The following is a 22,838-nucleotide window of genomic DNA, read 5'->3' as shown; positions in this document are numbered from 1 at the left end:
TTGGCTATGAATATTGGAATAATAATATATTCCCAGACCAATCACACCTATTCTGTGGCCCAGAAGTTGCAGGATAGGCTCGCTGCAGAGGGACATGAAGTGAATATAGAACGTGTGATTCCTACCGGTAAAGTTAATCCCGGAGAAATTAATGTAAACTTCCAGAACCAGCCCGATACTGATTCTTATGATGCTTTGATCTTCGGATCACCGGTCCACGGCTTCAGCCTGGCCCCGGCCATGAATGCCTACCTGAACCAGATCCCGTCTCTGCAGGATAAGAAGATAGCCTGTTTTGTCACCAAGGGCCTGCCATTTGACAGTACCGGTGGGAACCAGGCCATTAAACAGATGAAAAACGTCTGCCGATCCCGGGGTGGGACAGTGATTGGGACTGCCATTGTGACCTGGAGTATGAGTCGGAAAAAGAAGATAAACAACCTGTTGGCACGATTCGGGGCTTTGTTCTAGGTATAAACATTAGAGTGGATTGTTAAGTAAAATCAATTCCTGGTTAAATTCACGCCATTATGATACTTTAAACCCCAAATAGTTCTATGAAAATTTTAGCCATCATGGGAAGCCCCCGCAAGGGGAACAGTTACAAGTTAACCCGCCTAATCGAAGATCGACTAAAAACTAAGGGTGAAATTGATTTTGAGTACCTCTTCCTCAAGGACACAGAATTGGCTAACTGTATCGGCTGCCACCTCTGTGTACAAAGGGGGGAGGAGTTCTGTCCTCTACACGATGACCGGGATCATATTCTCAAGCGAATGGAAGAGGCTGACGGGGTGATCTTCGTCTCCCCGGTTTACATGTTCACCATAACCGCTCTGATGAAGAACTTCGTAGACCATCTGGCCTTTCTGGTACACCGCCCCATTTTTTTCCAAAAACCGGCCATGATCTTCATCCACCGGGGGGATATGTTCCAGGAATCCATTAAATACATGGCAAGGGTAGCCCGCAGCTGGGGATTTTCGGTGGTGGCCCGGCTGGGCATCCCCGACCCGGATGATATGACACCCCAATCCCGGGAAAAGTCTATAAGGAAACTGGAAAAGGAGACTGATAAATTTTTCAGGGCCCTGGAAAGTGGGAAGCTACCTGCACCCAGTCTATACGACCTTTTAGGGTTCCGGGTGTGGAAGATCAATGCCCTGGCCCTGAAGAAGGACTTCCCCGCCGATTACCAGTACTGGAAGGAACACAAACTCTTTGATAAGGATTATTACTACGACGCACCCATCAACCCCCTAAAGAAGGTAATTGCCAGACTCTTAGAACCACTGGTGCGGATGTTCATGCGGAGGACTTTCCAGGGCTACTAGAGAATATTTGAAATATTAGTTGCACAAATATTACTACTAATGCCCAGGGGGAGTCTCGTATATCGCTAATATACAAAGTCTTTTTAACACTCTTAATTTCTGTTATACTGATCTTATCTGCTTCTGAAAGTTTCATAGCCTCCCAGGAAGTTAATAATACCACTCCTGGTAATATTACCAACTTGACCGTGGGAATTAACAGCACCATTAACTCTTCCACCTATAAACAGTCCACCTGGGGCATTCTGATACAGGATCAGAATACCAGCGAAGTCCTCTTTAGTGAGAACTCCCAGGAACTCTTCGTACCCGGATCCACCACCAAGATTTTTGTTGCTGCCGCTGCCCTGGCCGCTTATGGCCCGGATTATACCTTCCAAACACCTGTTTTCTATGATGGAGATCTGGAATCCGGAACCCTCCGGGGTAATCTGGTGCTGGTGGCCAGTGGAGACCTGACCATGGGAGGCCGCAACACCCCCGACGGTAGGATGGCCTACACCAACCTGGATCATTGTGACGCCAACTACCTGGAGGGGGCTAACCTAACCTCCACTGACCCGCTCTCTGGCCTGAATGAGCTGGCCCGCCAGGTTAAAGCCTCCGGAATCAATAAGGTGGAAGGTGATGTCATTATCGATGACCGGCTTTTTGAGAAAATCCTGGCCCCAACCGGTGAATACTTAATCACTCCCATCATGATCAACGATAACCTCATCGACCTGGAAATAATACCTGGAAAGGCTGGAGAAAATGCCACCATTAACTGGAGGCCGCAGAGCAGCATCTACACCGTAACTTCCCAGGTAAAAACCGTTTCAGCGGGTGAAACAGAAATAACCGTCGATGATGATGATAAAAGCAACCTAGTGGTGGAAGGTCAGATCCTGGAAAACTCCACCCCCCTAGTGCGAACCGTCACGGTGGAGGATCCCTCCTCTTTTGCCCGGGCACTATTCATCGAGGCCCTTAAAAGGGAGGGAGTGGAAGTTACCAGCCCGGTATCCAACCAGAATCAGCAGTTGCTCTCCAACAACACCACTGCCTACAACGATGATGAACGGGTGGCTTTACTCACCTCTTTACCCTTCTCGGAGAACATCAAGGTGGTGTTGAAGGTCAGCCAGAACATGCAGGCCGACACCCTGGTAGCCCTTTTGGCAGCTAAAAATGGTAAGAAAACCTTCGATGAGGGTATGCAACTGGTGGGTGACTTCCTGTTGAGTGCCGGGGTGGATAGCGACATGCTAGCCTTATCTGATGGTAGGGGTGGTACCTCCTCAGATCGGATAAGTCCCGAGGCCAGTAACCAGCTTTTAAGTTACATGACCCGGCAGAGCTACTACCAGAGCTTCTTCGATGCCCTGCCGGTTTTAGGATACGACGGCTCCCTGGTGGGGATAGTTACTAACACCAGCCCCATCTACGGTAAGGTGAATGCCAAAACTGGTACCGCCATTGCCGAGGATAAACTGAATGGTCGGGGCATCCTTTTAAGCAAATCCCTGGATGGCTACCTGGTCGCCCGAAGTGGGAGAAAACTCATATTCTCCATTTATGTGAATAATGTGCCCCTGAATAGTACGGAAGATGTGGCCCTGGCCCATCAGGATATAACTAAAATATTAGAGTCAGTTTATTACAATCTATGAAGGTTGGTAAATTTTTTATTAAAAAAACTGATCATTTTTTATTCTTCTGGAACTCTAGGAAACTCTCGGGATAAATTCCCCGAAGATGATCCATCAATCCCCAATTTTCCAAGTCTTTAATCACCACTCTAGCCTCTTCCAGTAATTCTTTGGTGATCTGGTAGCGGTGTTGCAGTTTATTATGGTCATTCTGGAGTTTCTGATGTCTTCGCACGTTGAACTCCACCTTCATATGCTCCAGTTCATCTAAACGCTTCTGAATAGTCTTCTTATCATCCATGGCGTCCCGGAGGATTTCCTGGGAAGTGGAAAGGATCTCTTTGAAGGATTCCAATTCCTTCTCCCTTTTTGAAAGTTCAGCTTCCAGCATTTTTATTCTTTCATCGTACTTGTCGGTGTGGGTTTGGCTCATAGTTGCAACTTCCATCATGGTTGAAGATGTAATTAATACTTTTTTTTAGGTAAATTATTTTATTCCCTCCAGCTAATAATGGTATTAGGTGTTTTTGTTATGAAAGTGGTGACGGTGGCCCTGGTGGTATTGGTAGTGGTGGCGGGTGTTCTCCTGGTAATGGCCATTAACAAATCAGATGAAACCGGGGATAATAACACCACTCCAGAGGGGCAAAACCCACAGAACATGCCCTACCCGCAGGATTCTGAAGAGAACACCTCGCAAAGCACAGGTGGAGTGGTTTACAGTCCCCATGTCATGCAAAAATAGCCCAATAGATGGGACTTAGAATAAATTTTTTCAATTATTTTTAAGAAGAACTCCCAATCTCTTTTAGTATGGCTTGGTGCATCCTCCTTATGAATTCCATCCGTTCTTCGTACTTTAAAACGTCCAGGTAACCCTGTGCCACCAGGTTGAAGGCAAAAGGTGAGGGGATCCGGGTGCTGATCTGTTTGATATCCATTTTTTCTTCTTCTAAGAGTTTCAGGACCTTCTCAGCGTTCTTAACATCCATGTAGTCTTCCATAACCTCCCGACGGGCTTCCTTGAGGATGGAGAAGTTAGGATCCAGGTCCTTGACGAACTTCAGGAGGATCTTGCCCTTAACCTGCTGCCGCCCCACTGACTTCTCCTGACCCTTATAGCGGCGCAGGATCATGAGGGAACGCCCGGCACAGTGCCGGAAGCGTCCGGCCAGGGTCTCGGTCTTGTCAATGGCCTCCACCAGGATATCCTCCAGGTTACTGGCGGTGAGCTCCTGGAAAGCTTCCAGTCCACCTATTTTTCCTTCGGAGCTGAGATAGAAACCATTATCCGAGACAGAGATCATCACATCCCGCCGGAACTTGCGGGCGATGACGTAGGCCAGAGCCCGGGACAGGGCATCGTTAACCCGCCGGCCGAAGAGGCTGTGGAACACCACGAATTTACGACCCCCGAAGCCGGTGTAGAACTCCACCAGCAACTTCTTGAGGCTGGGGATCTCGGCGTAAAGGTACTGCTCCTGGAAGTACTGGTAGATGGAGTGGGCGGCGTTGTAATCCAGGTACAGATAGTCCTGTATGAACTGCAGGATTTCCTCCTGGCCGCGCCCCTTTTTAAACTCCCACTCCAGGATCCCCCGGAACTTCTGGATCTCCAGGGCCAGATCAAAGGACAGGGGCAGCTGCTCCGAGAACCAGGAGGGAATGGTGGGGGGTCCGGAGGCGGGGCTGACGTTGACACTCATACCCCGGGCGTAGTTAAAACGGTAGATCCGGCCGCCTAAGACGAAGCTATCACCTTTACGCAATTTTTCCATGAAGTCCTCTTCCACCCGGCCCACCACCTGACCGTTACACTTCACCACCGCTGCGGAGCGGTCGGGGATGGTGCCGATGTTGGTGGAGTACAGCATCCGGGCCAGCTTACCCCGCCGTCCCAGTTCATTCTTCTCCCAGTCCACCCAGATCTTGGCGTAGACGTAACGTTCCTCCAGGCGGGTGTACTCCCCGGCCAGGTAGCTTAATACACTGTCAAAATCCTCCCGGGACAGGTTCCGGTAGGGGTAGCTGCCCCGGATCACGGCCAGGGCATCATCAATATCCCAGCGGCTCTCAATGGCCATACCGTAGATATGCTGAGACAGTACATCCAGACAGTTCCCTGGGATGTGTATCTCATCAATACGGCCGTTAAGAGCGTTTTTAAGGATGAGGGCGCACTCCACCAGGTCATCCCGGTCCACCACCATCATCCGGCCCTTGGATTTCTCATGGAGCTGGTGGCCGCTGCGACCTATCCGCTGCAGGGCCCGGCTCACCGACTTGGGAGAGCTCACCAGCACCACCAGGTCGATGTAACCAATGTCAATACCCAGCTCCAGGCTGGTGGAGGAAACCACCACCTTCAATTTACCCTCCTTGAGCTGGTTCTCGGCCTCCAGGCGCAGCTCCCGGCTCAGGGAGGAATGGTGGGCCATGATGTTATCGTGATTATAAAAGTCCGGGTAGCGTTTTTTGAGGTTGAACACCACACTCTCGGTTCCGCTGCGGGTGTTGGTGAAGATGAGGGTGGTCTGGTGGTCCTGGATGAGCTCATGCAGGGACTTGTACATGGCCCGGTTAACTTCATCGGTCTCGGTGGTGATGATATCCTCCACTGGACATATCAGCTCCATATCCAGCTGTTTAAGGTAGTTGACCTCTACGATGAGGCAGTTACGGGGCTGGCCATAGTGCAGGCCCACCAGGAACTCGGCCACCCTCTCCAGGGGGTGTACCGTGGCGGAAAGACCGATACGGGTGAAGTCCCCCACCATCCGGGCCAGACGCTCCAGGCTCAAAGAGAGATGGGTGCCCCGCTTGTTATCCGCTAGGCTGTGGATCTCATCCACGATGACGTACTTCACACTTTTAAGCTTCTCCCGGAACTTGGGAGCGACCAGGAGTATGGAAAGAGTCTCCGGGGTGGTGATCAGGATATGTGGGGGAATTTTGAGCATCTTGGACCGCTGGTACTGGCTGGTGTCCCCGGTGCGCACCATCTTCCGGATGCCCAGCTTCTTCCCGGCTATCTCCTCTATCCCCTGCAGAGGGTCCTCCAGGTTCTTCTCGATATCGTTATCCAGGGCCTTTAAGGGGGAGATGTAGATACAGTACACCTCATCTTCCAGTTTCTCCTCCTCGGCCAGGGTGGTCAGCTCACTGAGGACTGATAGGAATGCGGTCAGGGTTTTACCGGAACCAGTGGGGGAGGAGACTAGCACATTCTGGCCCTGGTGAATGTCCACTATGGCCTGGCGCTGGGCCTGGGAGAAGGTCTTGAAGTTTCCCTGGAACCATTCCCGTACCCAAGGGTGCAGTATCTTGTAAATCTCTTCATCAGAGTATTGTTTTTCCTGTTTAGTGATCATGATCTCTTTTTTTTTGTGTCTCCAGAATTTTATTAAAAATCAAATTTAAAAAATACTTATTGAATCAGGTTGTAACGCTTTTGAAACTCCATTAAATCTTCCACCCGGCCAAAGTAGAGGGTTTCAAAGTCTTCCACCCCATAAACTTCCCAGTCATTAATATCTTCCTTGAGGAAGGGGGAGAGGGGCTTCTCGTGGAGGATGTCTGAACCCTCACTGACGAAGTTAAAGGAGGGCATCACCACCAGGTTCTTCCCCTGGAACCTGCCTTTAAGGTAACATTTTATCTTCTCCACCCGCTCCCCACTCCGGAGACCTACAGTGGGGTGTTCATGGCCGATTATAATAGTCTCCTCTGGGATTTGGTCCCACTTTTGGGGTACCTGGTCCCCGTGCATCACCAGGAAGTCCCCGGTGGAGAAGTCTTTATGCATCTCTAGACCCGTTTTCCGGGCGATGATAGGTGTCAGGGGGTCGTGGTTACCCTGGATCAGGATGATCTCCTGAAAGTGGTCCCTTAAAAAATCTACGAAGTTTAAGGTTTCACTCCACTCCTGGCGGCTGATCTTCCCGAATTCATGTTTAAAGTCCCCGTTAATAATGATGCCCTCTGCTTTTTGCCAGAAGAGAACCTCCTCCAGACGGTTAGTCAGAAGGGGGTACTGGAATTTGGGAACCATCACCCCCTGATAGTTAAGGGCCTCCTCATATCCCAGGTGCAGATCCGAGATAACCAGATAATCATTTGCCAGGAGGGCCAAATCCACTATCCGGGCACCGTAAAGACTGATATTAGCCATAATTTTAACCTAAAAATCTTAAAATATAAAATTTACACTAGAAAATTTACATTCATCCTTAATACTAAACCTTCAACCTTACCTCAATATTAGGGGCATAGTTGGATATTAAAGCTTCTTATTGAATTATGAAAAAAGATAGGAAAGTCCCCTAGTCCCGGAAATTTCTTAAAATCCAGGACATGGCAGAATGGAGTATCAGCACCACCACGAAGGGCACGAAAAGGTAGGTGTGGATTTGAAATGATAAAGTCTTATCCAGGAGGCCCAGGGTCAGGGCCTCTATGGGTCGGTAGTAGGCGATGCCCAGGCCGCTTACCAGAACCAGAACGGTCAGAATGATGAGCGCAATGTGAACACTGCGGCGAAAGGTGGCGTTGTTGGTCATTTTACCGTACCATACTCATTTATCTTACCCTAAGAAGTATTCGGACAGGTTTCCACTGTTGGAGTAGCCCCGGCTCTCCCAGTAGCCCTTGTAGTTGGGATCATCCGATAATTCAATTTCATCCACCCATTTGATCCACTTGTAACCCCACTTACTCTCTGCCACCAGCTGGAAGGGGTAACCCCTCTCCGGGGGGATGGTGGCGTTGTTCATTTTATAGGCCAGGATTATCTGGTTGTTCTTCACATAATCCAGGGGGAAGGAGGTGGTGTAACCATCCACGGCGTGGAATATGATGGTGTTGGTCTGGGGCAGTGGCCCGGCCTTATTTATAAGTTCTGAGACCAGCACACCCTCCCAGAGGATGTTCACGCTCCAGCCCTCCACACAGTCCAGCTTCACCACCTTCCGGTAGGTGGTGAAATTCTTAGCCTCAGCGTAAGTGTAATTAACTGGGTTTTGCACTAATCCGGTGATCTGTAACTGGTAACTGTTGATATCCACGTACTGGGGACCTTTGATGGAGTTCTCCCGGAAATCATTTACTGAGGATAGATCTTCTCCCTGATACTCCCGTACTTCCGCCGAGTCCAGACTCACCGTCCGGTTCTGGAGGTTCTCCAGTGCCAGGAACACTCCCAGAACAACCACAGAAAGCAAAACTATTAGATAGATCTTTTTCAAGAGATCAACTCGCAAATTTTTCTACTATATTTCGTTCCAGTCCACACTGTGGGTGACGGGCAACTCCCGGAGCCAGCCAATATCGCTCTGATAGAGCATACGAATATCCTGTATTCCCAGTCGGATCATGGCCAGTCTCTCGATACCCAGACCAAAGGCGGCTACCGGGGTTTCCACACCCAGGGGTTCCAGGACCTCGGGACGGAACATGCCCGCCCCACCCAGTTCGATCCAGCTCTCCTTCTCCGGAAGGTAGATCTCACATTCGGTGGACAGATAGGTGTAGGGGAAGTAGGCCGGTCGGAAGCGAACCTGGAAGCCCAGTTGATGATAAAATTCCTTTAAAATCCCAAGGAGGTTCCGGAAGGTGATGCTCTCATCGGCCACGATACCCTCCACCTGATGGAACTCCGGCAAGTGCTTGTAGGTGATGGTCTCCCGGCGGAAGACCCGGCCCACCGAGAACATCTTCAGGGGTGGCTGATTGTCCTTTAAAAACCGGGCCGAGACACAGGTGGTGTGGGTCCGCAGCACCGACTGCCGGGCCACTTCCCGGTCCCACTGGTACTTCCATCCCTTGGAGCCCGTCTTTCCCCCATGTTCATGGGCCCTTTTAACCTTCTCCACCAGTTCATCCTCTGGTAACAGGGTCTCCCGGGGCGTTTTTATGTAGAAGGTGTCCTGCATCTCCCGGGCGGCATGGTCCTGGGGCTGGAACAGGCAGTCGAAGTTCCAGAATGCAGATTCCAGGATGGTCCCCCGGGACTCGGTGAAGCCCAGATTAAGGAAGATACGTCTTATCTCCTCGATGGTCCTCTGCAGGGGGTGGAGCTTACCAGCGAAGCTATCCGGGTGCTCTGCCTTAATGTCATAGGCCCGGTAGTGCAGATTCCTCCAGCTACCACTTTTAAGCTGTTCATGGGTGATCTGGGTGGCTTCCTCCCTGATTTCAACCCCGTCTTCCAGGATCTCCTTACCCAGGGGAGTGACCTCCAGGGTGTAGCTGGGCTTTTTATGGACCTTTAGGAGTCCTTTTCTTTGTTTTAAAAGATTGAAACCTTCCTGAAGTCGAGGGGAAAGTTCCTGTAAGGATAATTCGCCACTTTCTCCCAGTTCTTTTAGCAAACTTTCATCGGGGCCAGCCTCATTCCGCGCGGCCATTCCCTGACTGCTGATGGTTACCTGGCCCTTATCCAGGGTGGCCCAACCCTTCCGGAGTAGCCAGCCAATGGCGATTTTAACTTCGGATGGTTCAATACCGGACTTCTGGGATAAATCCTTCATATGGATGGTTTCTTCCTCCTGCAGGGCGCTCAGTATCCTCCGCTCAGGCAATCCATCCTGGGCATAGGAAGCACCATCCTCAGACAGGCTCAAGAGTTCATCCACGTCTTTATTTACCTTAATAATATCCTTAGAGGCCAGGATACCGGCGGCACTCATCACGGATTTGATGGGCAGGAGTTGAAGTTTCAGTACCTTTTCCGGAGTGCTCTCTCCCCCTTCTGACTCCAGGGCCTTCAGGACCTTCTTCTCGTAAAGGTGCATCTCCTCTTTAATTCTATCCAGCATGAAAAATACCTCGTAATTCAATCATCTTTGTAAATATCCTTATAATCAGCCAGATATGATGCCATTATGGAAGAAGCAGTCAGATCGGCTGTGGTACCAGGATTCAAACCTTTTTCAACCAATTCTTCATCGAATTGGTCTAGTTTGTCCCGGCCTTCATGGGTTAATATTCCTCCCTCATCCAATATACCCTTTGCACTCCGGGAAACTTCCTGGGCTTTGGCCTCCCCATACTTTCTTTCAATGAGGGTATCCGGAATCCGGGAGAGTATGGTCAGGAAAGTCTGTACCGTGGCTTGATTAATACTTTCAGTGGCTTTAAGCTCCCTGAAAACTGGAAGGCCAGTCTCAAAGGTAACTGGCATACCATGGGTGAGCTCGTAGGAGAGCTGGTCCCAACCAGCAGACATCTCCAGCACCTGGTACATGTTTACCTCATTTTCCAGGAGTTCCTGCACCGAGTCCTCACTGGCCACGTCCAGTTCACTCTGTTCCCCCATACCCCCGGCATCGGCGATGTTGATGGCCTGGTAAAGGTTAACTGCATCCTGGGGGGTGGTGGCTTTCATAATCTGGTTTAAGTTATCTCTAACCGAATCCAGATCATTACTCATACCCGCCGCGGCGGATAATGGAGTTAAGAGCATCACTATCCCTAAGTTGGTGTTGTTCTCCACCCAACGGTCCGTTTCCACCACGGAGTCTTTGATTAGTTCTCCTAATCCGATTTTATGCCAGGAATCCTGGTCACAGTAACGGGAGCCACGACGGGCAGCCCGACGCATGTTATCCCCAACTACCACTCCACTTATAAGGAAATCCTCAAAGACCATATCCGGAAAGTCCTGGGTCCGGTGCACGTTACCCGGCTTGGGATGACCACTCACCTCCAACACCGAGGCTATCTGAGCACATTTAGCGATATAATCGGCATCCACAACTATCCCTCAAAAACAGTTATCCAGCTGACCTTCCAGGAACATGGGAGTGAAGTGGCTGATTATTAGATCGGCCCCAGCTCTTTTAATGGATAAAAGAGACTCATAGATGGAGTCCATAGTGAGGTAACCGGCTTCGATACCGGCTATTAACATAGAATACTCGCCACTAACCTGATAAGCCGCGGTGGGCATTCGATACTCTTCCTTAACCATCTTTATGATGTCCAGGTAGGCCAGGGCAGGTTTAACCATCACAATATCCGCACCCTCCTCGATGTCCAGTTCCACCTCCCTTAAAGCTTCACTGGGGGTGTGGGGACTCATCTGATAGGTCCTGCGGTCACCGAAGGAAGGTGCTGAACACACCGCATCCCGGAAGGGTGCGTAGAAACTGGATGCGTATTTGGCAGCGTAGGACATGATGAGTGTATCCTCAAATCCACTGTTATCCAGATTCTCCCGGATGGCAGCCACTCTACCATCCATCATATCTGAAGGCGCTACCATATCCGCCCCGGCACGGGCATGGGACAGAGCTGTTTCGGATAAGTAGTGCAGGGTCTCATCGTTTAATATTTGACCTCCCTCCACCACTCCACAGTGGCCGTGGCTGGTGTACTGGCACAGACACACATCGGTGATTACCACCAGATCCGTTTCTTCCTTCAACCGGCGCACTGTTTGCTGGACAACACCTTCGGGGTGGAAGGCCATGGAGCCCACTTCATCCTTCTCCCGGGGCATACCGAACAGTATTACAGAATGAAGCCCCAGTCCCTCCAGTCGGCTGGCTTCCTCCACGGCATCCTCCAGGGAGTATCGGTACTGGCCAGGCATGGTATCGATATGTTCTTTATCGCCTGGTTCCAGTTCTTCCTTGATGAATAGGGGGTAGATGAAGTCTTCGGGATTTAAGGTTGTTTCTTGGAGGATTTTCCTGATCTGGGGAGTTTTTCTTAACCTGCGCATGCGACGAAAGGGGAATATCATGTTGTAATCACCCAAATTAATTCAATATATCCAACATTAAATGATAAATCTACAAATTGATTAATAATTAACCTTATTTTCTAATTTAAAGAAGAGCTTGGATATAAATCTATTCTTTAAATGAAGATGCCTTTCATTCCTCCTCCACATCCACCAGTGTTTCTACGCTTTCAACCGAACGGCGAATAGCATTTTCTCCCATTTTAATGGATATGGCTCCAGCAGAACAAATTTCCGCGCAGCGACCACAGACCCTGCATTTTTCTCTGTCTATCTCCAATTTTCCATCTACCATGGTAAGGGCATTCACAAAACAGGATCCCTGGGTGCAGTTTCCACAACCAGTACATAGATCTGGTTTGAATTCCAGAACAACGCCCTCCATAGGACGGATGCTTTTACCCAGATCTTCTGGTAAATCCGAGGCCATCTTCCACAGGCAGCAGCAGGGACAGCAGTGGCAGATGGTTAAAAGTTCTTCCTTGGGGCCAGTGTTCAGCCATATGCTGTCGATTTTGTTTCGGCCGATGATATGCACCAAACCCGCTTCTTGACATTTATCGACATGCTCTAGGGCCTCTTTTTTGGAAACCAGCCTCCCCAGTTTGGGTGATATCTTCTTAACCCCTTTACCCAAGAATAAACATCCCAGGTCCTGAGGATAATCGTCACAGTGGTTGGAAACCCGGCAGATACAATGATTCATTATTAGATGATATTTCGATCTGCCTATCATGTCTTTCAGGACCTGGCTAGGCAGTAATGTTTCTTCTGGTACTTCTATACTGCTATTTACCTGAACCTCCTCTACTATGGACTGTACTGTACCGTCCCGGGGGATTACTAAGATATCATCATCCTCGAAGAGCAGTTTGTCCACAACTACGGCCAGGGGAGGGATTTTCTGGCATACACGTGCCAGGGTGAAGCGAGTTTTGAAGGTGGATTTAATGACCCTTACACTGATGTCAGAAAAGGTTATCCAGGGCATTTCCACATCCTCTTTACTAAGTATCTTTAATCCTTTTTATATTCCTCCCGGGGAGGTGAGAATACCTCCAGGGCCAAGGAATCTTCCAATACTTCTGCTCCATGTTCCACATTACCGGGAATGGCCCAGCTATCCCCCGGTAACACATGGTAACGTTCCCCATCAATGACCAGGATCAGGTGTCCCGACACCAGATAACCAGTCTGTTCCTCCGGGTGTTTATGTTGGGGCAGTATCCTGCCTTTTGACAATCTGAATTCGCTTAATAATGTTTCTTCAGCATAGACCAGAGTCTTCCTCTTAATTCCATCCAGCACAATAAGGTAACCCTCTGGGCTGGCCTTTCCCACTTGATGTTCCATAAAAAACCTCAGTATCTTTTTAGATGAATCTCGTTATAAGGCCTTTTTTGATAGTATCTCTTGGCATGCTCCACAATCAGGGCATGATATTCCTGATAGAGAGGTACATTTCGGGGTAAACATTCTTCAAAGAGATTCTTAACCTCCATGTAACTTGAATTTTCTTTAATAACACCTAAATGGCCGAATATCCTTTTGGTATAAGCGTCCACCACGAACTGGGGCTGATGGTAAGCATAGAGGAGTATAGAATCTGCAGTCTCATTACCCACTCCCTTAACCCCCAGGATTTCCTTGCGGGCTGGTACTTTACCATCCATTTTTAAGAAAAACCGGCTGATCTCCTGCAGATACACTGATTTCTGGTTGAAGAATCCTGCCGGCCGTACGGCTTCCTTCAGGATTTCGGTTTCAAGTTCGAGTAAATTCTGGGGATGCACTACTCCCATCCTTTTCAGATTCCAAAGAGCCTTCTCGACAGAGGTCCAGGCCGTATTCTGGGTCAGAATGGCTCCTAAGATAACCTCAAATCTCTGCTGGGAAGTTTCTGGTAAACTGTAGTTAAGGGGATGATAACCCTTTAAAGAACCAGTTTTTGTGGGATTTTCACCTTCCAAGTCCATCAGGGGCCACCAGCCCTGGGGGCCGTAAAGTTGGTAAAGTTTATGGTACACTTGGATTAGGTAACTTTCCTTATCTGGCATGGGGCTTCCTCATATAATTAATAGCAAGGCCCATCATATAATATAAGAGATTATTAGCCTAATAGAATTGAGGATTTACATGTCAGGAAACAGTACAGGAAACATGTTCCGGGTGACCACCTTTGGATCCAGCCATGGTAAAGCCCTGGGAGCGATTATTGACGGCTGCCCCGCAGGGTTGGAACTTAACCGGGAGGATATCCAGAAGGAGCTGGACCAGAGAAGGCCGGGGACCAGCACTATCACCACTTCCCGGGGTGAAACTGACCAGGTAGAAATCTTATCCGGAATATTTCAGGGAAAAACCGACGGCACCCCCATTGCCGCGGTGGTTTACAATAAAGATGCCGATCCATCAGCCTACGAGGCCATTAAAAACAAGCCCCGCCCTGGACACGGGGATTACACCTGGACCGCCAAGTATGGCACCTACGACTACCGTGGGGGTGGACGGGGAAGTGGCCGGGCAACCATTGGCCACGTAATCGGTGGTGCTGTGGCTAAAAAGCTTCTGAAAGTAGTGGATATTAAGGTCATATCCCATGTAACTCAGATTGGTGAAATCAAGGCTAACCATGTAGCTTACAGCCGGATAGAGGAATATTCGGGTAAAAACCTAGTTAGGTGCGCTGACCAGCAGGCAGCCCTTAAAATGGAAGAAGCCATACTGGAAGCTAAGGCCAAGGGAGATTCCTTGGGAGGTATTGTGGAGACTCTAGCTTTTCAGGTTCCACCGGGACTGGGAGAACCAGTATTCAGCAAACTGGACGCCGACCTGGCCCAGGCCCTCATGGGCATCGGATCAGTTAAGGGCGTGGAAGTGGGCTTGGGTTTTGAGCTGGCCCAGTCCACTGCCAGTACCACTAACGATGAATATTACCTGGAGAATGACCAGATCAAAACTACCACCAACACCTCTGGAGGTATTGTGGGAGGAATATCCAATGGAATGCCCATCGTGGTCCGGATGGCGGTTAAACCCACCCCATCCATCAGTCTACCCCAGAAGACGGTGGATCTGGTAAAAAAGGAAGAAGTAGAAATAAAAATAGAGGGTCGCCATGACCCCTGTATCTGTCCCCGGGTCACTGCCGTTGCTGAATCAGCAGTGGCCATGGTTCTGGCTGATCATCTTTTAAGAACAGGTTTAATAAGTCCATGTCACCTGTAATCTTTAAAACCAGTTATAACTAGTCTATCAAAGGTTTGTCCGGGTCGGTGCTGCATTTCACCATTATCCCCAGCATGTTACATTTCCTACTGCCACAGGAATCTAGTTTAGGATGCCAGCGGTAGTGGCGACAACAGTCATGGGGGCAGTGACACTGGGCCAGGCAGATCCTTAAGGATTCATCTTGGTTATCCAAAAATAGCCCCCTTTATATTCCCATGGGGCGCAGCGGTACATGATGTGTCTAACCCTGTTTTATGGCCCCTAAGGTGCTGGTAGGAACTTCCGGTGGACCCGTCAAAGTGCCTGCACTTAACATATTCACCTGGCTGATACTCCTGACACATCAGAAGTCCTTGATTACGCCTTATACCCATAACATATCACTGTTTTTAATTGTATTTCAAAAAAATAAAGCCCCGGGGGGGATTTGAACCCCCGACCACGAGATTACGAGTCACGCGCTCTACCAGACTGAGCCACCGAGGCCACAAATAGTATAGGATTTTTTTAAATTTAAATATATTCACGGCTCACTGAACAATCACCGGAACTCATCCAGGGTATGTTGCTTAGCTCGATAGTTATCCAGTTCCAGCTTCATCCCATCCCGGGCAGCCAGGGTCTTAACTCCAGTGCGGGTGGTGATCCTTTCCGCTTCCTCCTCGGGATGGTTCATGATCATCTTCATCCCCAGATGGGTCATAACTGCCAGGCGGGGAGATACCTCCTCCACCAGTTTTTCAAATTCATCAGCGCACATGTGGCCCCTTATCTTTTCTCCGCCGGGTCGGATAACGCTACTGATAAGCACATCAGCACCTTCATGTTCTTTTTTAAGCTCCGGAAAGTAGGCAGTGTCAGAGGTATAAGAGAGGGTGAAGCCATCCCATTCCAACTTGAAACCGATGGTCATAGGATCTCCGTGTTGGGTCCTGGTTCCGGTTATGGTGATATTGCCCAGTTTAGTTTTTTCTCCGACTAGCAGGGCCTTAACCTCAGATTTGCCCAGATGGTAACTGGAAATGGAGGGCCCCCACTGTTGGTAACCATTTATGACACTCTGGCTACCCATAACTGTGCCCTTCTTACGGGTCATGCCTCTGGTCATGGCTTCGATGAGCACCTCGGCATCGTTGTAGTGGTCGGTGTGGCAGTGAGATACCAGCACGGCATCCAGTTTCAGGGGGTTCAATCCGAACTGGTAACTGCGAACCAGGGCTCCAGGTCCAGGGTCCAGGTGCAGGTTTTTACCATCCATACCGTCTACACGGACGCCACCAGTCATCCGGCGTTGGGTAATGGTGGCGAAACGCCCCCCACCGCTTCCTACAAAGGTTAACTTCAGAATATCACCTCCTGATTATCAAGCCTTTATTCATTACACAGTATGATGTCGCAGCTAATATTAGTGCCTGAACGGCTTATACACAAGTTTTCATCCCTAATGACAACTAAATCCCCCTGTGTGACTTGGGATGGATCTTCTACCATCATTTTGACCTTTTCATCCTTCTGGGCCAGCACATTCCATTTGGCATCCAGGGCTAGGACTCCCTTGCCCAGTTTAACTTCCAGTTCATGGTTATCAATACATGTCACAGTTCCAACCACTCCCTCGGTCATTATTCGAGAGGTGATCTCCATCTCCCGGGCGGCAGTGACCATTTTATCCTTCAATTCAGCCCGCCACTGGGCCAATTCCTTCACATCCTGGACGATGGTGCTGCGCAGCAGGGCCAGGGATTCTTTCTGATCTAGTGCCGGGTGCACCAATAACAGGTCATATTCTTCACTAACCGAAGGAGTGGTCTGTGCCACTTTTTCCATGACCTTCTGGAATAGTTCACCCACCTCTTGGAGGGTGGTCTTGGATTTCCACTGGGCACTGATGATCTCATTCGCCAGCTTTTTGGTTATCTGGTTCCCAAAAACCACAATGGAACTCCCACCTTGCTCCACACTGTCAATACTTGATCCAGTGAGTTTAACCAGATTATAGGCATGGCTGGTCCCGTAAATCCTTTTACGCATAGTTTTAGCCGGAGTCCTGTATTTCACCTCACCCACCAGAACATCATCAATCTTACGCACCTTCTGTGCATCATCTGTAATTTTTAAAGAGATACCCAAGGCACCTGCTTCTTTTAAAAGCTCATTCTGGGTTTTTACCTTTCCGGAGTAGAGCTTTTCTTCCAGGATTTCCCGCTTTTTCTCATCACCGAGAAAGCCAATTCTCCGCTTGTCACCAATCATCACACAGCCTTTACTGCTGATGTAACTAATAATAAGACTCATAACATCACCAAAAAACCTTTATTAAACACCAAATATAGTGATAGGATTTAGAATTTGTTTATGGATGGGATATATTAGTATTTTTGATTTGAATTTTTCATTTGGATCCCCCCCTAATTTAGAGTGGGTATTAATTATTAAAAAACTTCTCAGGGATAATATTTTAACCTCAGCCTAAAAAAAAGGTTCTCTTATTCTTTCAGGATTTCATCAATGGCTGATGACAACTCCTGGGTCTCGCTATTTACAGGTATTATCTTAACTTCATCTGCCGAGCTAACTCCTACCTTCAACTCCGCCGCTCTCTGTATCTGGTCTAAATCGAATATTCTACCCTTAGATACTACAGGAGTGGTTTTCAAATAACGAAGAAGGGCCACCCCTGCGGCATCGATGGCTACTCGGTCTTCACTGGCCATGAATACTCCAGGTTTGGCCAGCATACCTTTATCAGGACCACCATCAAGGAATGCCTTGGTTGCATCCATCAAGACCAGATCTGTGGGGTAATATCTGTTTATCTCGGCGATCATGAGTCTTTGTGATGGTGATAGGTGTAATTCAGCCATGTAATCATAAATCCCTCCCGGAAGTCTTTTAGCCACCAGTCCCACGGAATTTTTTAAAGATAGAGTGAAATGCCCGCCAAAGCGGTGAGTTTTCAGACAGCAGGTTTGTACTACCCTATCAGCATCCCGGAAGAGTCGAGGAAGATAGAAACCACGAAACCAGTGAGTTCCCTTTCCATTAACCTTGAACCATCCCTCTTTTTTCAGTTCATCCAGCACCGTCACCTGGAAATCAAGCTCATCAGCCAGTTTACATATTCCCAGGATTTCCAGGACCCGCCGGGTTTGGCCCATTCCACTTCGTTCCGCTAGGGTTATACCGGAAACTCCAACTTCTTTTAAAATCCCAACCAAATATCGAAGGGTTTCCGGGTGAGTAGAGGCAGGAAAGGGGTCTGGACTGTTATAATTGGCCTTTAAGGCAACATTAGTTCCTGAAAAAGAATTTAAGTCAAACTGATCCAGAATATCCCTTATACCTTCCTCTCGGTTAAAGGTTTTTGTTATAAAAACTTTGGCATAAGCCATTTTGATAACCAGCCTGTGTTGGATGCTGATTAAATTTTTAAGAATTATATTTATTATAATGGGCCTTTGATTTTGACATATTGGAATTCTGGATATATGGTTTTTAAACTATTTTAAGGAGGTATCTTGAACCGGAAAATGCACTTATCCCCACCATCGGCTATTGTTTCATCACGATTCACAGAACAATCCATTTCAGTCCATTGCAGGCTCTGATTGACCATGGCCTGGCAGTTAAGACAGAAGACTGGCTGGGTGGATGCTTCCTCTATCCAGGGACAGTTTCTAAATTTGAATATGTATTCCGGGCCTTCAGTTTCGGTTATGGTGAGTATACCAAATCCTTCGAAAAAACTGGATAGCCAGTTAAGATAAAAGTTGAACTTCTCATCCATCTGTATTGATTCATCCTCGGGAATGACATCTAACATTTCTTTCTCGAAACTAGGCCTCATTTCATCTTCCAGACGTTTTGCAAATACTCTCAGTAACAGGGAACGCATTTCGGAGTCGGATTTATCGGCGCAGGTGGGCATGGCGCTTAGGATGAAATCATAAAAGTCAGCCATTACTTGATTTTTTATAACTTCACTTTTCTTTTTCTCCGCCGCATGTTTGTAGAGGGCCATTTCAATATTGGCATTGACTTCGCTTTTCTTAAATGGCTTTAGGATGTAACCATAGGGTTCGGTTATTCTGGCCCGATTTAGGACATCCTCATCCGAATAGGCGGTTAAGTAAATAATCGGTACATCTAAATGGTCCCTTATCTTACTGGCTGCTTCAATACCATCCATATTTCCTTTTAAAACAATATCCATCAATATTATATCTGGCTTGGTTTCCAGGGCTCTTTTCACAGCATCTTCGCCAGTAAACACGATGTCCAGGACCTCATGGCCCAGGTCTTCCAGCTTTTGCTTGATGCCCATACCCACTATGGCCTCGTCTTCCACCACTAATATCCGGGTTTTACTCATCGGATCCTCTCCTTGTATTTAAGTTCATTAAAAACAATTTTATACTCTTTATTATCTCGATCTAATTCTATCTGAGCATCTAACTGGTTAACCAGACTGTTAATTAGTTGTAATCCCAGACTCTCTGTATTTCTAAAATCAAAATCAGGGGGGAATGGATCTCCATTATCCCTAATTGTGAGTGTGAATCTCCGGTTCCCAGTTTCATGCAGATTAAGATTTATTTCTCCATATTTATCCATAGAAAATCCGTGTTCCAGTGAGTTGGAGACCAGTTCGTTGATGATGAGGCCACAGGGAATAGCGGTCTCAATTCCCATGGTAACATTATCAATGCTGATGAACGTTTTAATCATGTCGGAATCTCCACCGTAAGAGTCGATAAGGTCGGTGATTAGATTTTTAACGTATACTGAGAAATTTATGCTGGCCAGGTCTTCGGATTGGTAAAGGTTTTCGTGAATAAGAGCAATGGATCGTATACGGTTTTGACTTTCACGGTAAAGGTTTATCACAGATTCTTCCTTGATCTGAGCTGACTGCAGGCTTAGGAGGGTGCTTATGATCTGCAGGTTGTTCTTGACCCGGTGGTGAACTTCACGGAGTAAAAGTTCCTTTTCTCTTAGGGATTCAATAATACGATTTTCAGCCAGTTTACGTTTGGTAATATCCCTACCAACACCAACAAAGGCAATCACATCACCTTTATCGTCTAATATGCCTTGATGCGCCCATGATAACCAGCGCCATCCATTTTTAGTCATTAGACGCTGTTCCAGGTAGATGGTGTGGGGAGGTCGGTGTAGTTTTTCCATGGTCCGGGCTGTTTCTTCCCGATCCTCTTCATGAACCAGGGGAGTGAAGTTCTCTCCCAGAATTTCTTCCTCTTTTTTACCAAAAACTTCACAGTAGGATGGGCTGACAAATAGTAAACGATCATCCAGGCCGAACTTAATTATTAAGTCGGTCTGGTTCTCAACCAGCAGCCGGTATTTCTCTTCCCGTTCCCTTAATGCATTTTCAAACCTTTTCTGTTCAGTAAGATCCCGGCCGGATACGAAGATGATTCTACCGTCTTTGAGATTCACTGGGGTGATGGATAGTTCCAGAATTTTAGTGTGATGGTTAATCTTGAACGAAACTTCCACAATATTCTCTAATACTGCTGAATCGTCTCCAAATATTTGTCTCTGGTCATCTAAGACAAAATCTTGGATATTTCTATGTAGAAGAGATTCAAGATCCATTTCCATAAAGTACAGTGCGGCATCATTACACTGAATGAAATTACCTGCTTCATCAAGCACCAGTATGGGATTTTTAGTCTTTTCAAAGAGAGTTCTGTACTTTTTCTCACTTTCCAGGAGATTTTCTTGGGCTGATTTCCGTTCCATTTGCTCTTTAAACTCTTTTAAAGCCCTGCGAACAGCATGGGGTAGTTTGGACAAATTACTTTTAAGAACATAGTCAGTGGCACCTTCTTTTAGCATCTCCACTGCGAAGTCTTCCCCGATTTTTCCACTTACGAAAATATAGGGGATGTGATTTCCATTCTTCCGAGTTAACCTTAGGGCAGTTACCCCATCAAATCGGGGCAGGGAATGATCGGCCAGTACCACGTCGGGCTGGAAATCCTGAAGTTCCCTGAGATAATCCTCCTCATTATCCACGCGTAAAGTGGATATATTAAAGCCTTCCCTCTTCAATTCCCTTTCAGCCAGTTCAGCATCCAGTGGAACGTCTTCCAGTATTAAAAACCTTATTTCTCTTTCCATATCATCCTCTAGGGGTGTTTGTTAATCAGCATCCAGTATAATCCTAGTGTGGAAACCGCATCAATGAATTCTTCAAACTCCACGGGTTTACTAACGTAACTGTTTACTCCCAGTTCGTAGCTTTCCACTATATCCCGATCCTCCCGTGAGGAGGTTAGAATTACTACCGGTATCTTTTTGGTGATTTCATGCTCTTTTATCCGGTGAAGAACTTGCATTCCGTCCACCTTGGGCATCCTCAGATCCAGCAGGATAAGTTTAGGAACATCATCGGGGTTTCTTCCGGCATAATCTCCAGTGGCAAATAAGAAATCAAGTGCTTCAGCTCCGTTTTTAACCCAAAGCAGCTTATTCACCAGATTTTTGCGTTTCAATGCTCGGGTGGTAAGTTCCGCATCGGTAGGGTTATCTTCCACTAATAAAATTTCAACTTCATCATAATCCATACTACACTACCCCTAGATTTAATTTGGGAAAGTCAATACATTTTCTTTTTTGGGAAAGTCGATACATTTCATACTTTAGGAAGGGTGAAATAAATAGTAGCCCCCTTAAATGGCTCACCTTCACCCCATACTTGGCCCCCGTGTCTTTTAATGATACGCTGGACAATGGAAAGTCCCACACCGGTACCTTCAAATTCCTCGGCAGTGTGCAGTCTCTGGAACAATCCGAACAGTTTGTCAATGTACTTCATATCGAAACCAGCACCATTATCCTTAACATAATAAATAATTTCATCATTATAGTTCTGAGCCCCAACTTCAATGACCGCCGGGTTTTTGTTACGGGTGAATTTTATGGAATTACTTAACAGGTTCTGGAAGACCTGGGCCATCAGGATCCGATCACCCTGGGCGTTGGGTAAATCATCCACAATTAATTCTATCTCTCTACCCTCCCAGTCGGGTCTTAGATCCTCCCATACATTTCTAACCAGATACTCCATGTCTATTTCAAAGCCCTTCATCTTTTGACGTCCCACCCGGGATAAAAGCAGGATATCATCAATAAGGTCACCCATCTTTTCGGTGTTATCCCGGACAATACTTATGAGTCGGTTACCTTCCTCATCAAGTGAATCCCCATAATCTTCCATGAGTATCCTGGAAAATCCATCAATAGCCCTGAGAGGAACTCTTAAGTCGTGGGAAACTGAATAGGCAAAGGCTTCCAATTCCTCGTTTGCTTCATGTAGTTGAATGGCACTGTTTTCCAAGTCCCGGTTGAGTTGATTAAGTTGCCGTACCTTCTCTATCCGCTCCGCTAAAAGAGCAACCACAATCACCAGAATAATCAGAATAAGAAGTCGAAAAAGGTCTTCATATGAAGGCCCTCCAAACTCGTTAATTATAGGGATTTGTAAAACCATCATCGGCACGTTCATGATACTAAACACTACTCAACGTCCCCCTCATTCATGGATGAAGTTATGATTTACTATCATCATTATAATTTATTACAGCATTACAATTTAATAAACCTTTCATAGTAATAGGCTTTTTCTATTGGGTGGGGATGATGGGAATGTTCATAAAATAAAATCATAAAAAAGAGCATACGGTCCGATTTAATAGTATAATTTAGGGAATGGATTTAAAAATGTGAATAAGAAATATAAAAAGTTTTAAAATTTAAAAGTAGATTCTATTATAAATAAATGATGGATCTATCCCTTAACTGGCCGGTTTATTTGTCCCTGTAATTGGGCTGCTTGATGGATAAAAAAAAGGTTGGGAAAAAAGAATG

At 47.3% G+C, this 22,838-nt stretch carries 25 protein-coding genes and 1 tRNA gene; 5 read left to right on the top strand and 21 right to left on the bottom strand.

Annotated elements, in window-relative coordinates:
- Nucleotides 1-6 precede the first annotated feature (6 nt).
- From FGU46_RS01085 to dacB, 3 genes are all read left to right on the top strand, one after another.
- Entirely contained in the window at nucleotides 7-471 is a 465-nt protein-coding gene (locus FGU46_RS01085; RefSeq protein ID WP_286475657.1) for a flavodoxin family protein, read from the top strand.
- 86 nt (nucleotides 472-557) lie between these two features.
- Entirely contained in the window at nucleotides 558-1,334 is a 777-nt protein-coding gene (locus FGU46_RS01080) for an NAD(P)H-dependent oxidoreductase (RefSeq protein ID WP_286475655.1), read from the top strand.
- A gap of 188 nt (nucleotides 1,335-1,522) precedes the next feature.
- Complete coding sequence (gene dacB / locus FGU46_RS01075; RefSeq protein WP_286478470.1) at nucleotides 1,523-2,986, top strand: D-alanyl-D-alanine carboxypeptidase/D-alanyl-D-alanine endopeptidase; 1,464 nt, start codon at nucleotides 1,523-1,525, stop codon at nucleotides 2,984-2,986.
- 31 nt (nucleotides 2,987-3,017) lie between these two features.
- On the opposite strand, the gene FGU46_RS01070 is transcribed toward dacB, so the two are convergent.
- Complete coding sequence (locus FGU46_RS01070; RefSeq protein WP_286475653.1) at nucleotides 3,018-3,416, bottom strand: hypothetical protein; 399 nt, start codon at nucleotides 3,414-3,416, stop codon at nucleotides 3,018-3,020.
- Between the two features lie 81 nt (nucleotides 3,417-3,497).
- Between FGU46_RS01070 and FGU46_RS01065 the strand changes: the two genes are divergently transcribed.
- Nucleotides 3,498-3,710 (top strand): hypothetical protein, encoded by a 213-nt coding sequence (locus FGU46_RS01065; RefSeq protein ID WP_286475650.1) that lies wholly within the window; start codon nucleotides 3,498-3,500, stop codon nucleotides 3,708-3,710.
- 40 nt (nucleotides 3,711-3,750) lie between these two features.
- On the opposite strand, the gene FGU46_RS01060 is transcribed toward FGU46_RS01065, so the two are convergent.
- The 10 genes from FGU46_RS01060 to FGU46_RS01015 all read right to left on the bottom strand — a co-directional run bounded on the left by FGU46_RS01060 (nucleotide 3,751) and on the right by FGU46_RS01015 (nucleotide 13,768).
- On the bottom strand, nucleotides 3,751-6,336 hold the full coding sequence (locus tag FGU46_RS01060; RefSeq protein ID WP_286475648.1) for an ATP-dependent helicase: 2,586 nt from the start codon (nucleotides 6,334-6,336) through the stop codon (nucleotides 3,751-3,753).
- Between the two features lie 56 nt (nucleotides 6,337-6,392).
- Complete coding sequence (locus FGU46_RS01055) at nucleotides 6,393-7,136, bottom strand: metallophosphoesterase (protein ID WP_286475646.1); 744 nt, start codon at nucleotides 7,134-7,136, stop codon at nucleotides 6,393-6,395.
- 151 nt (nucleotides 7,137-7,287) lie between these two features.
- A complete protein-coding gene (locus tag FGU46_RS01050) occupies nucleotides 7,288-7,524 on the bottom strand; it encodes a hypothetical protein (protein ID WP_286475644.1) in 237 nt (78 codons plus the stop codon).
- A gap of 24 nt (nucleotides 7,525-7,548) precedes the next feature.
- Complete coding sequence (locus FGU46_RS01045; protein WP_286475642.1) at nucleotides 7,549-8,208, bottom strand: molybdopterin-dependent oxidoreductase; 660 nt, start codon at nucleotides 8,206-8,208, stop codon at nucleotides 7,549-7,551.
- Between the two features lie 24 nt (nucleotides 8,209-8,232).
- Nucleotides 8,233-9,780 (bottom strand): phenylalanine--tRNA ligase subunit alpha, encoded by a 1,548-nt coding sequence (gene pheS / locus FGU46_RS01040; protein WP_286475640.1) that lies wholly within the window; start codon nucleotides 9,778-9,780, stop codon nucleotides 8,233-8,235.
- A 17-nt stretch (nucleotides 9,781-9,797) separates the two neighbouring features.
- A complete protein-coding gene (locus FGU46_RS01035; RefSeq protein ID WP_286475638.1) occupies nucleotides 9,798-10,718 on the bottom strand; it encodes a triphosphoribosyl-dephospho-CoA synthase in 921 nt (306 codons plus the stop codon).
- Between the two features lie 9 nt (nucleotides 10,719-10,727).
- Nucleotides 10,728-11,711: a porphobilinogen synthase gene (gene hemB, locus FGU46_RS01030; RefSeq protein ID WP_286475636.1), complete on the bottom strand. Its 984-nt coding sequence runs from the start codon at nucleotides 11,709-11,711 to the stop codon at nucleotides 10,728-10,730.
- Nucleotides 11,712-11,844: 133 nt separating this feature from the next.
- Nucleotides 11,845-12,702, bottom strand: a complete 858-nt coding sequence (locus FGU46_RS01025; protein ID WP_286475634.1) for a 4Fe-4S binding protein — start codon at nucleotides 12,700-12,702, stop codon at nucleotides 11,845-11,847.
- Between the two features lie 26 nt (nucleotides 12,703-12,728).
- Entirely contained in the window at nucleotides 12,729-13,064 is a 336-nt protein-coding gene (locus FGU46_RS01020; protein WP_286475632.1) for a cupin domain-containing protein, read from the bottom strand.
- 8 nt (nucleotides 13,065-13,072) lie between these two features.
- Entirely contained in the window at nucleotides 13,073-13,768 is a 696-nt protein-coding gene (locus FGU46_RS01015) for an endonuclease III domain-containing protein (protein WP_286475630.1), read from the bottom strand.
- Nucleotides 13,769-13,847: 79 nt separating this feature from the next.
- On the opposite strand from FGU46_RS01015, the gene aroC reads away from it, so the two are divergent.
- Nucleotides 13,848-14,939, top strand: coding sequence for a chorismate synthase (gene aroC, locus FGU46_RS01010; protein ID WP_286475628.1), 1,092 nt, complete (start codon nucleotides 13,848-13,850; stop codon nucleotides 14,937-14,939).
- A gap of 19 nt (nucleotides 14,940-14,958) precedes the next feature.
- Here aroC and FGU46_RS01005 read toward each other — a convergent pair whose 3' ends face one another.
- From FGU46_RS01005 to FGU46_RS00960, 10 genes are all read right to left on the bottom strand, one after another.
- Entirely contained in the window at nucleotides 14,959-15,135 is a 177-nt protein-coding gene (locus FGU46_RS01005) for a hypothetical protein (protein WP_286475626.1), read from the bottom strand.
- The gene (locus tag FGU46_RS01000) at nucleotides 15,128-15,316 is read right to left on the bottom strand and encodes a hypothetical protein (RefSeq protein WP_286475624.1); all 189 of its coding nucleotides are present in this window, start codon (nucleotides 15,314-15,316) and stop codon (nucleotides 15,128-15,130) included. The genes FGU46_RS01005 and FGU46_RS01000 overlap by 8 nt, the downstream gene beginning before the upstream one ends.
- Before the next feature lie 38 nt (nucleotides 15,317-15,354).
- Nucleotides 15,355-15,428 (bottom strand) — tRNA-Thr (locus FGU46_RS00995).
- A 55-nt stretch (nucleotides 15,429-15,483) separates the two neighbouring features.
- The gene (locus tag FGU46_RS00990; RefSeq protein WP_286475622.1) at nucleotides 15,484-16,227 is read right to left on the bottom strand and encodes an MBL fold metallo-hydrolase; all 744 of its coding nucleotides are present in this window, start codon (nucleotides 16,225-16,227) and stop codon (nucleotides 15,484-15,486) included.
- Nucleotides 16,228-16,313: 86 nt separating this feature from the next.
- On the bottom strand, nucleotides 16,314-17,237 hold the full coding sequence (locus tag FGU46_RS00985) for an MJ0548 connectase family domain-containing protein (protein WP_286475620.1): 924 nt from the start codon (nucleotides 17,235-17,237) through the stop codon (nucleotides 16,314-16,316).
- A gap of 191 nt (nucleotides 17,238-17,428) precedes the next feature.
- Nucleotides 17,429-18,334 carry a DUF362 domain-containing protein gene (locus FGU46_RS00980; RefSeq protein ID WP_286475618.1) on the bottom strand — a complete coding sequence of 302 codons (906 nt, stop codon included), beginning with the start codon at nucleotides 18,332-18,334 and terminating at the stop codon, nucleotides 17,429-17,431.
- 113 nt (nucleotides 18,335-18,447) lie between these two features.
- A complete protein-coding gene (locus FGU46_RS00975; protein ID WP_286475616.1) occupies nucleotides 18,448-19,314 on the bottom strand; it encodes a methanogen output domain 1-containing protein in 867 nt (288 codons plus the stop codon).
- Nucleotides 19,311-21,089: a response regulator gene (locus tag FGU46_RS00970; protein WP_286475614.1), complete on the bottom strand. Its 1,779-nt coding sequence runs from the start codon at nucleotides 21,087-21,089 to the stop codon at nucleotides 19,311-19,313. The genes FGU46_RS00975 and FGU46_RS00970 overlap by 4 nt, the downstream gene beginning before the upstream one ends.
- Nucleotides 21,090-21,097: 8 nt before the next feature.
- The gene (locus FGU46_RS00965; protein WP_286475609.1) at nucleotides 21,098-21,535 is read right to left on the bottom strand and encodes a response regulator; all 438 of its coding nucleotides are present in this window, start codon (nucleotides 21,533-21,535) and stop codon (nucleotides 21,098-21,100) included.
- A 68-nt stretch (nucleotides 21,536-21,603) separates the two neighbouring features.
- Complete coding sequence (locus FGU46_RS00960; RefSeq protein WP_286475607.1) at nucleotides 21,604-22,476, bottom strand: sensor histidine kinase; 873 nt, start codon at nucleotides 22,474-22,476, stop codon at nucleotides 21,604-21,606.
- Between the last annotated feature and the right edge of the window lie 362 nt (nucleotides 22,477-22,838).

Source organism: Methanobacterium sp. CWC-01, from assembly GCF_030323845.1.
Lineage (GTDB): Archaea > Methanobacteriota > Methanobacteria > Methanobacteriales > Methanobacteriaceae > Methanobacterium > Methanobacterium aridiramus.
Note: the sequence above shows the minus strand (reverse complement) of the source record. Positions and strands in the feature narration are given on the sequence as shown.

What these genes read in the sequence shown, in the direction of transcription:
- hemB (WP_286475636.1), bottom strand. Translation starts at nt 11,711, where the DNA reads ATGATATTCCCCTTTCGTCGCATGCGCAGGTTAAGAAAAACTCCCCAG.
- FGU46_RS01070 (WP_286475653.1), bottom strand. Translation starts at nt 3,416, where the DNA reads ATGATGGAAGTTGCAACTATGAGCCAAACCCACACCGACAAGTACGAT.
- FGU46_RS01055 (WP_286475646.1), bottom strand. Translation starts at nt 7,136, where the DNA reads ATGGCTAATATCAGTCTTTACGGTGCCCGGATAGTGGATTTGGCCCTC.
- FGU46_RS00960 (WP_286475607.1), bottom strand. Translation starts at nt 22,476, where the DNA reads ATGAACGTGCCGATGATGGTTTTACAAATCCCTATAATTAACGAGTTT.
- FGU46_RS00975 (WP_286475616.1), bottom strand. Translation starts at nt 19,314, where the DNA reads ATGAGTAAAACCCGGATATTAGTGGTGGAAGACGAGGCCATAGTGGGT.
- FGU46_RS00965 (WP_286475609.1), bottom strand. Translation starts at nt 21,535, where the DNA reads ATGGATTATGATGAAGTTGAAATTTTATTAGTGGAAGATAACCCTACC.
- aroC (WP_286475628.1), top strand. Translation starts at nt 13,848, where the DNA reads ATGTCAGGAAACAGTACAGGAAACATGTTCCGGGTGACCACCTTTGGA.
- FGU46_RS00990 (WP_286475622.1), bottom strand. Translation starts at nt 16,227, where the DNA reads ATGACTGGTGGCGTCCGTGTAGACGGTATGGATGGTAAAAACCTGCAC.
- FGU46_RS01060 (WP_286475648.1), bottom strand. Translation starts at nt 6,336, where the DNA reads ATGATCACTAAACAGGAAAAACAATACTCTGATGAAGAGATTTACAAG.
- FGU46_RS00980 (WP_286475618.1), bottom strand. Translation starts at nt 18,334, where the DNA reads ATGGCTTATGCCAAAGTTTTTATAACAAAAACCTTTAACCGAGAGGAA.
- FGU46_RS01085 (WP_286475657.1), top strand. Translation starts at nt 7, where the DNA reads ATGAATATTGGAATAATAATATATTCCCAGACCAATCACACCTATTCT.
- FGU46_RS01080 (WP_286475655.1), top strand. Translation starts at nt 558, where the DNA reads ATGAAAATTTTAGCCATCATGGGAAGCCCCCGCAAGGGGAACAGTTAC.
- FGU46_RS00970 (WP_286475614.1), bottom strand. Translation starts at nt 21,089, where the DNA reads ATGGAAAGAGAAATAAGGTTTTTAATACTGGAAGACGTTCCACTGGAT.
- FGU46_RS00985 (WP_286475620.1), bottom strand. Translation starts at nt 17,237, where the DNA reads ATGAGTCTTATTATTAGTTACATCAGCAGTAAAGGCTGTGTGATGATT.
- pheS (WP_286475640.1), bottom strand. Translation starts at nt 9,780, where the DNA reads ATGCTGGATAGAATTAAAGAGGAGATGCACCTTTACGAGAAGAAGGTC.
- FGU46_RS01025 (WP_286475634.1), bottom strand. Translation starts at nt 12,702, where the DNA reads ATGCCCTGGATAACCTTTTCTGACATCAGTGTAAGGGTCATTAAATCC.
- FGU46_RS01050 (WP_286475644.1), bottom strand. Translation starts at nt 7,524, where the DNA reads ATGACCAACAACGCCACCTTTCGCCGCAGTGTTCACATTGCGCTCATC.
- FGU46_RS01020 (WP_286475632.1), bottom strand. Translation starts at nt 13,064, where the DNA reads ATGGAACATCAAGTGGGAAAGGCCAGCCCAGAGGGTTACCTTATTGTG.
- FGU46_RS01000 (WP_286475624.1), bottom strand. Translation starts at nt 15,316, where the DNA reads ATGGGTATAAGGCGTAATCAAGGACTTCTGATGTGTCAGGAGTATCAG.
- FGU46_RS01065 (WP_286475650.1), top strand. Translation starts at nt 3,498, where the DNA reads ATGAAAGTGGTGACGGTGGCCCTGGTGGTATTGGTAGTGGTGGCGGGT.
- FGU46_RS01015 (WP_286475630.1), bottom strand. Translation starts at nt 13,768, where the DNA reads ATGCCAGATAAGGAAAGTTACCTAATCCAAGTGTACCATAAACTTTAC.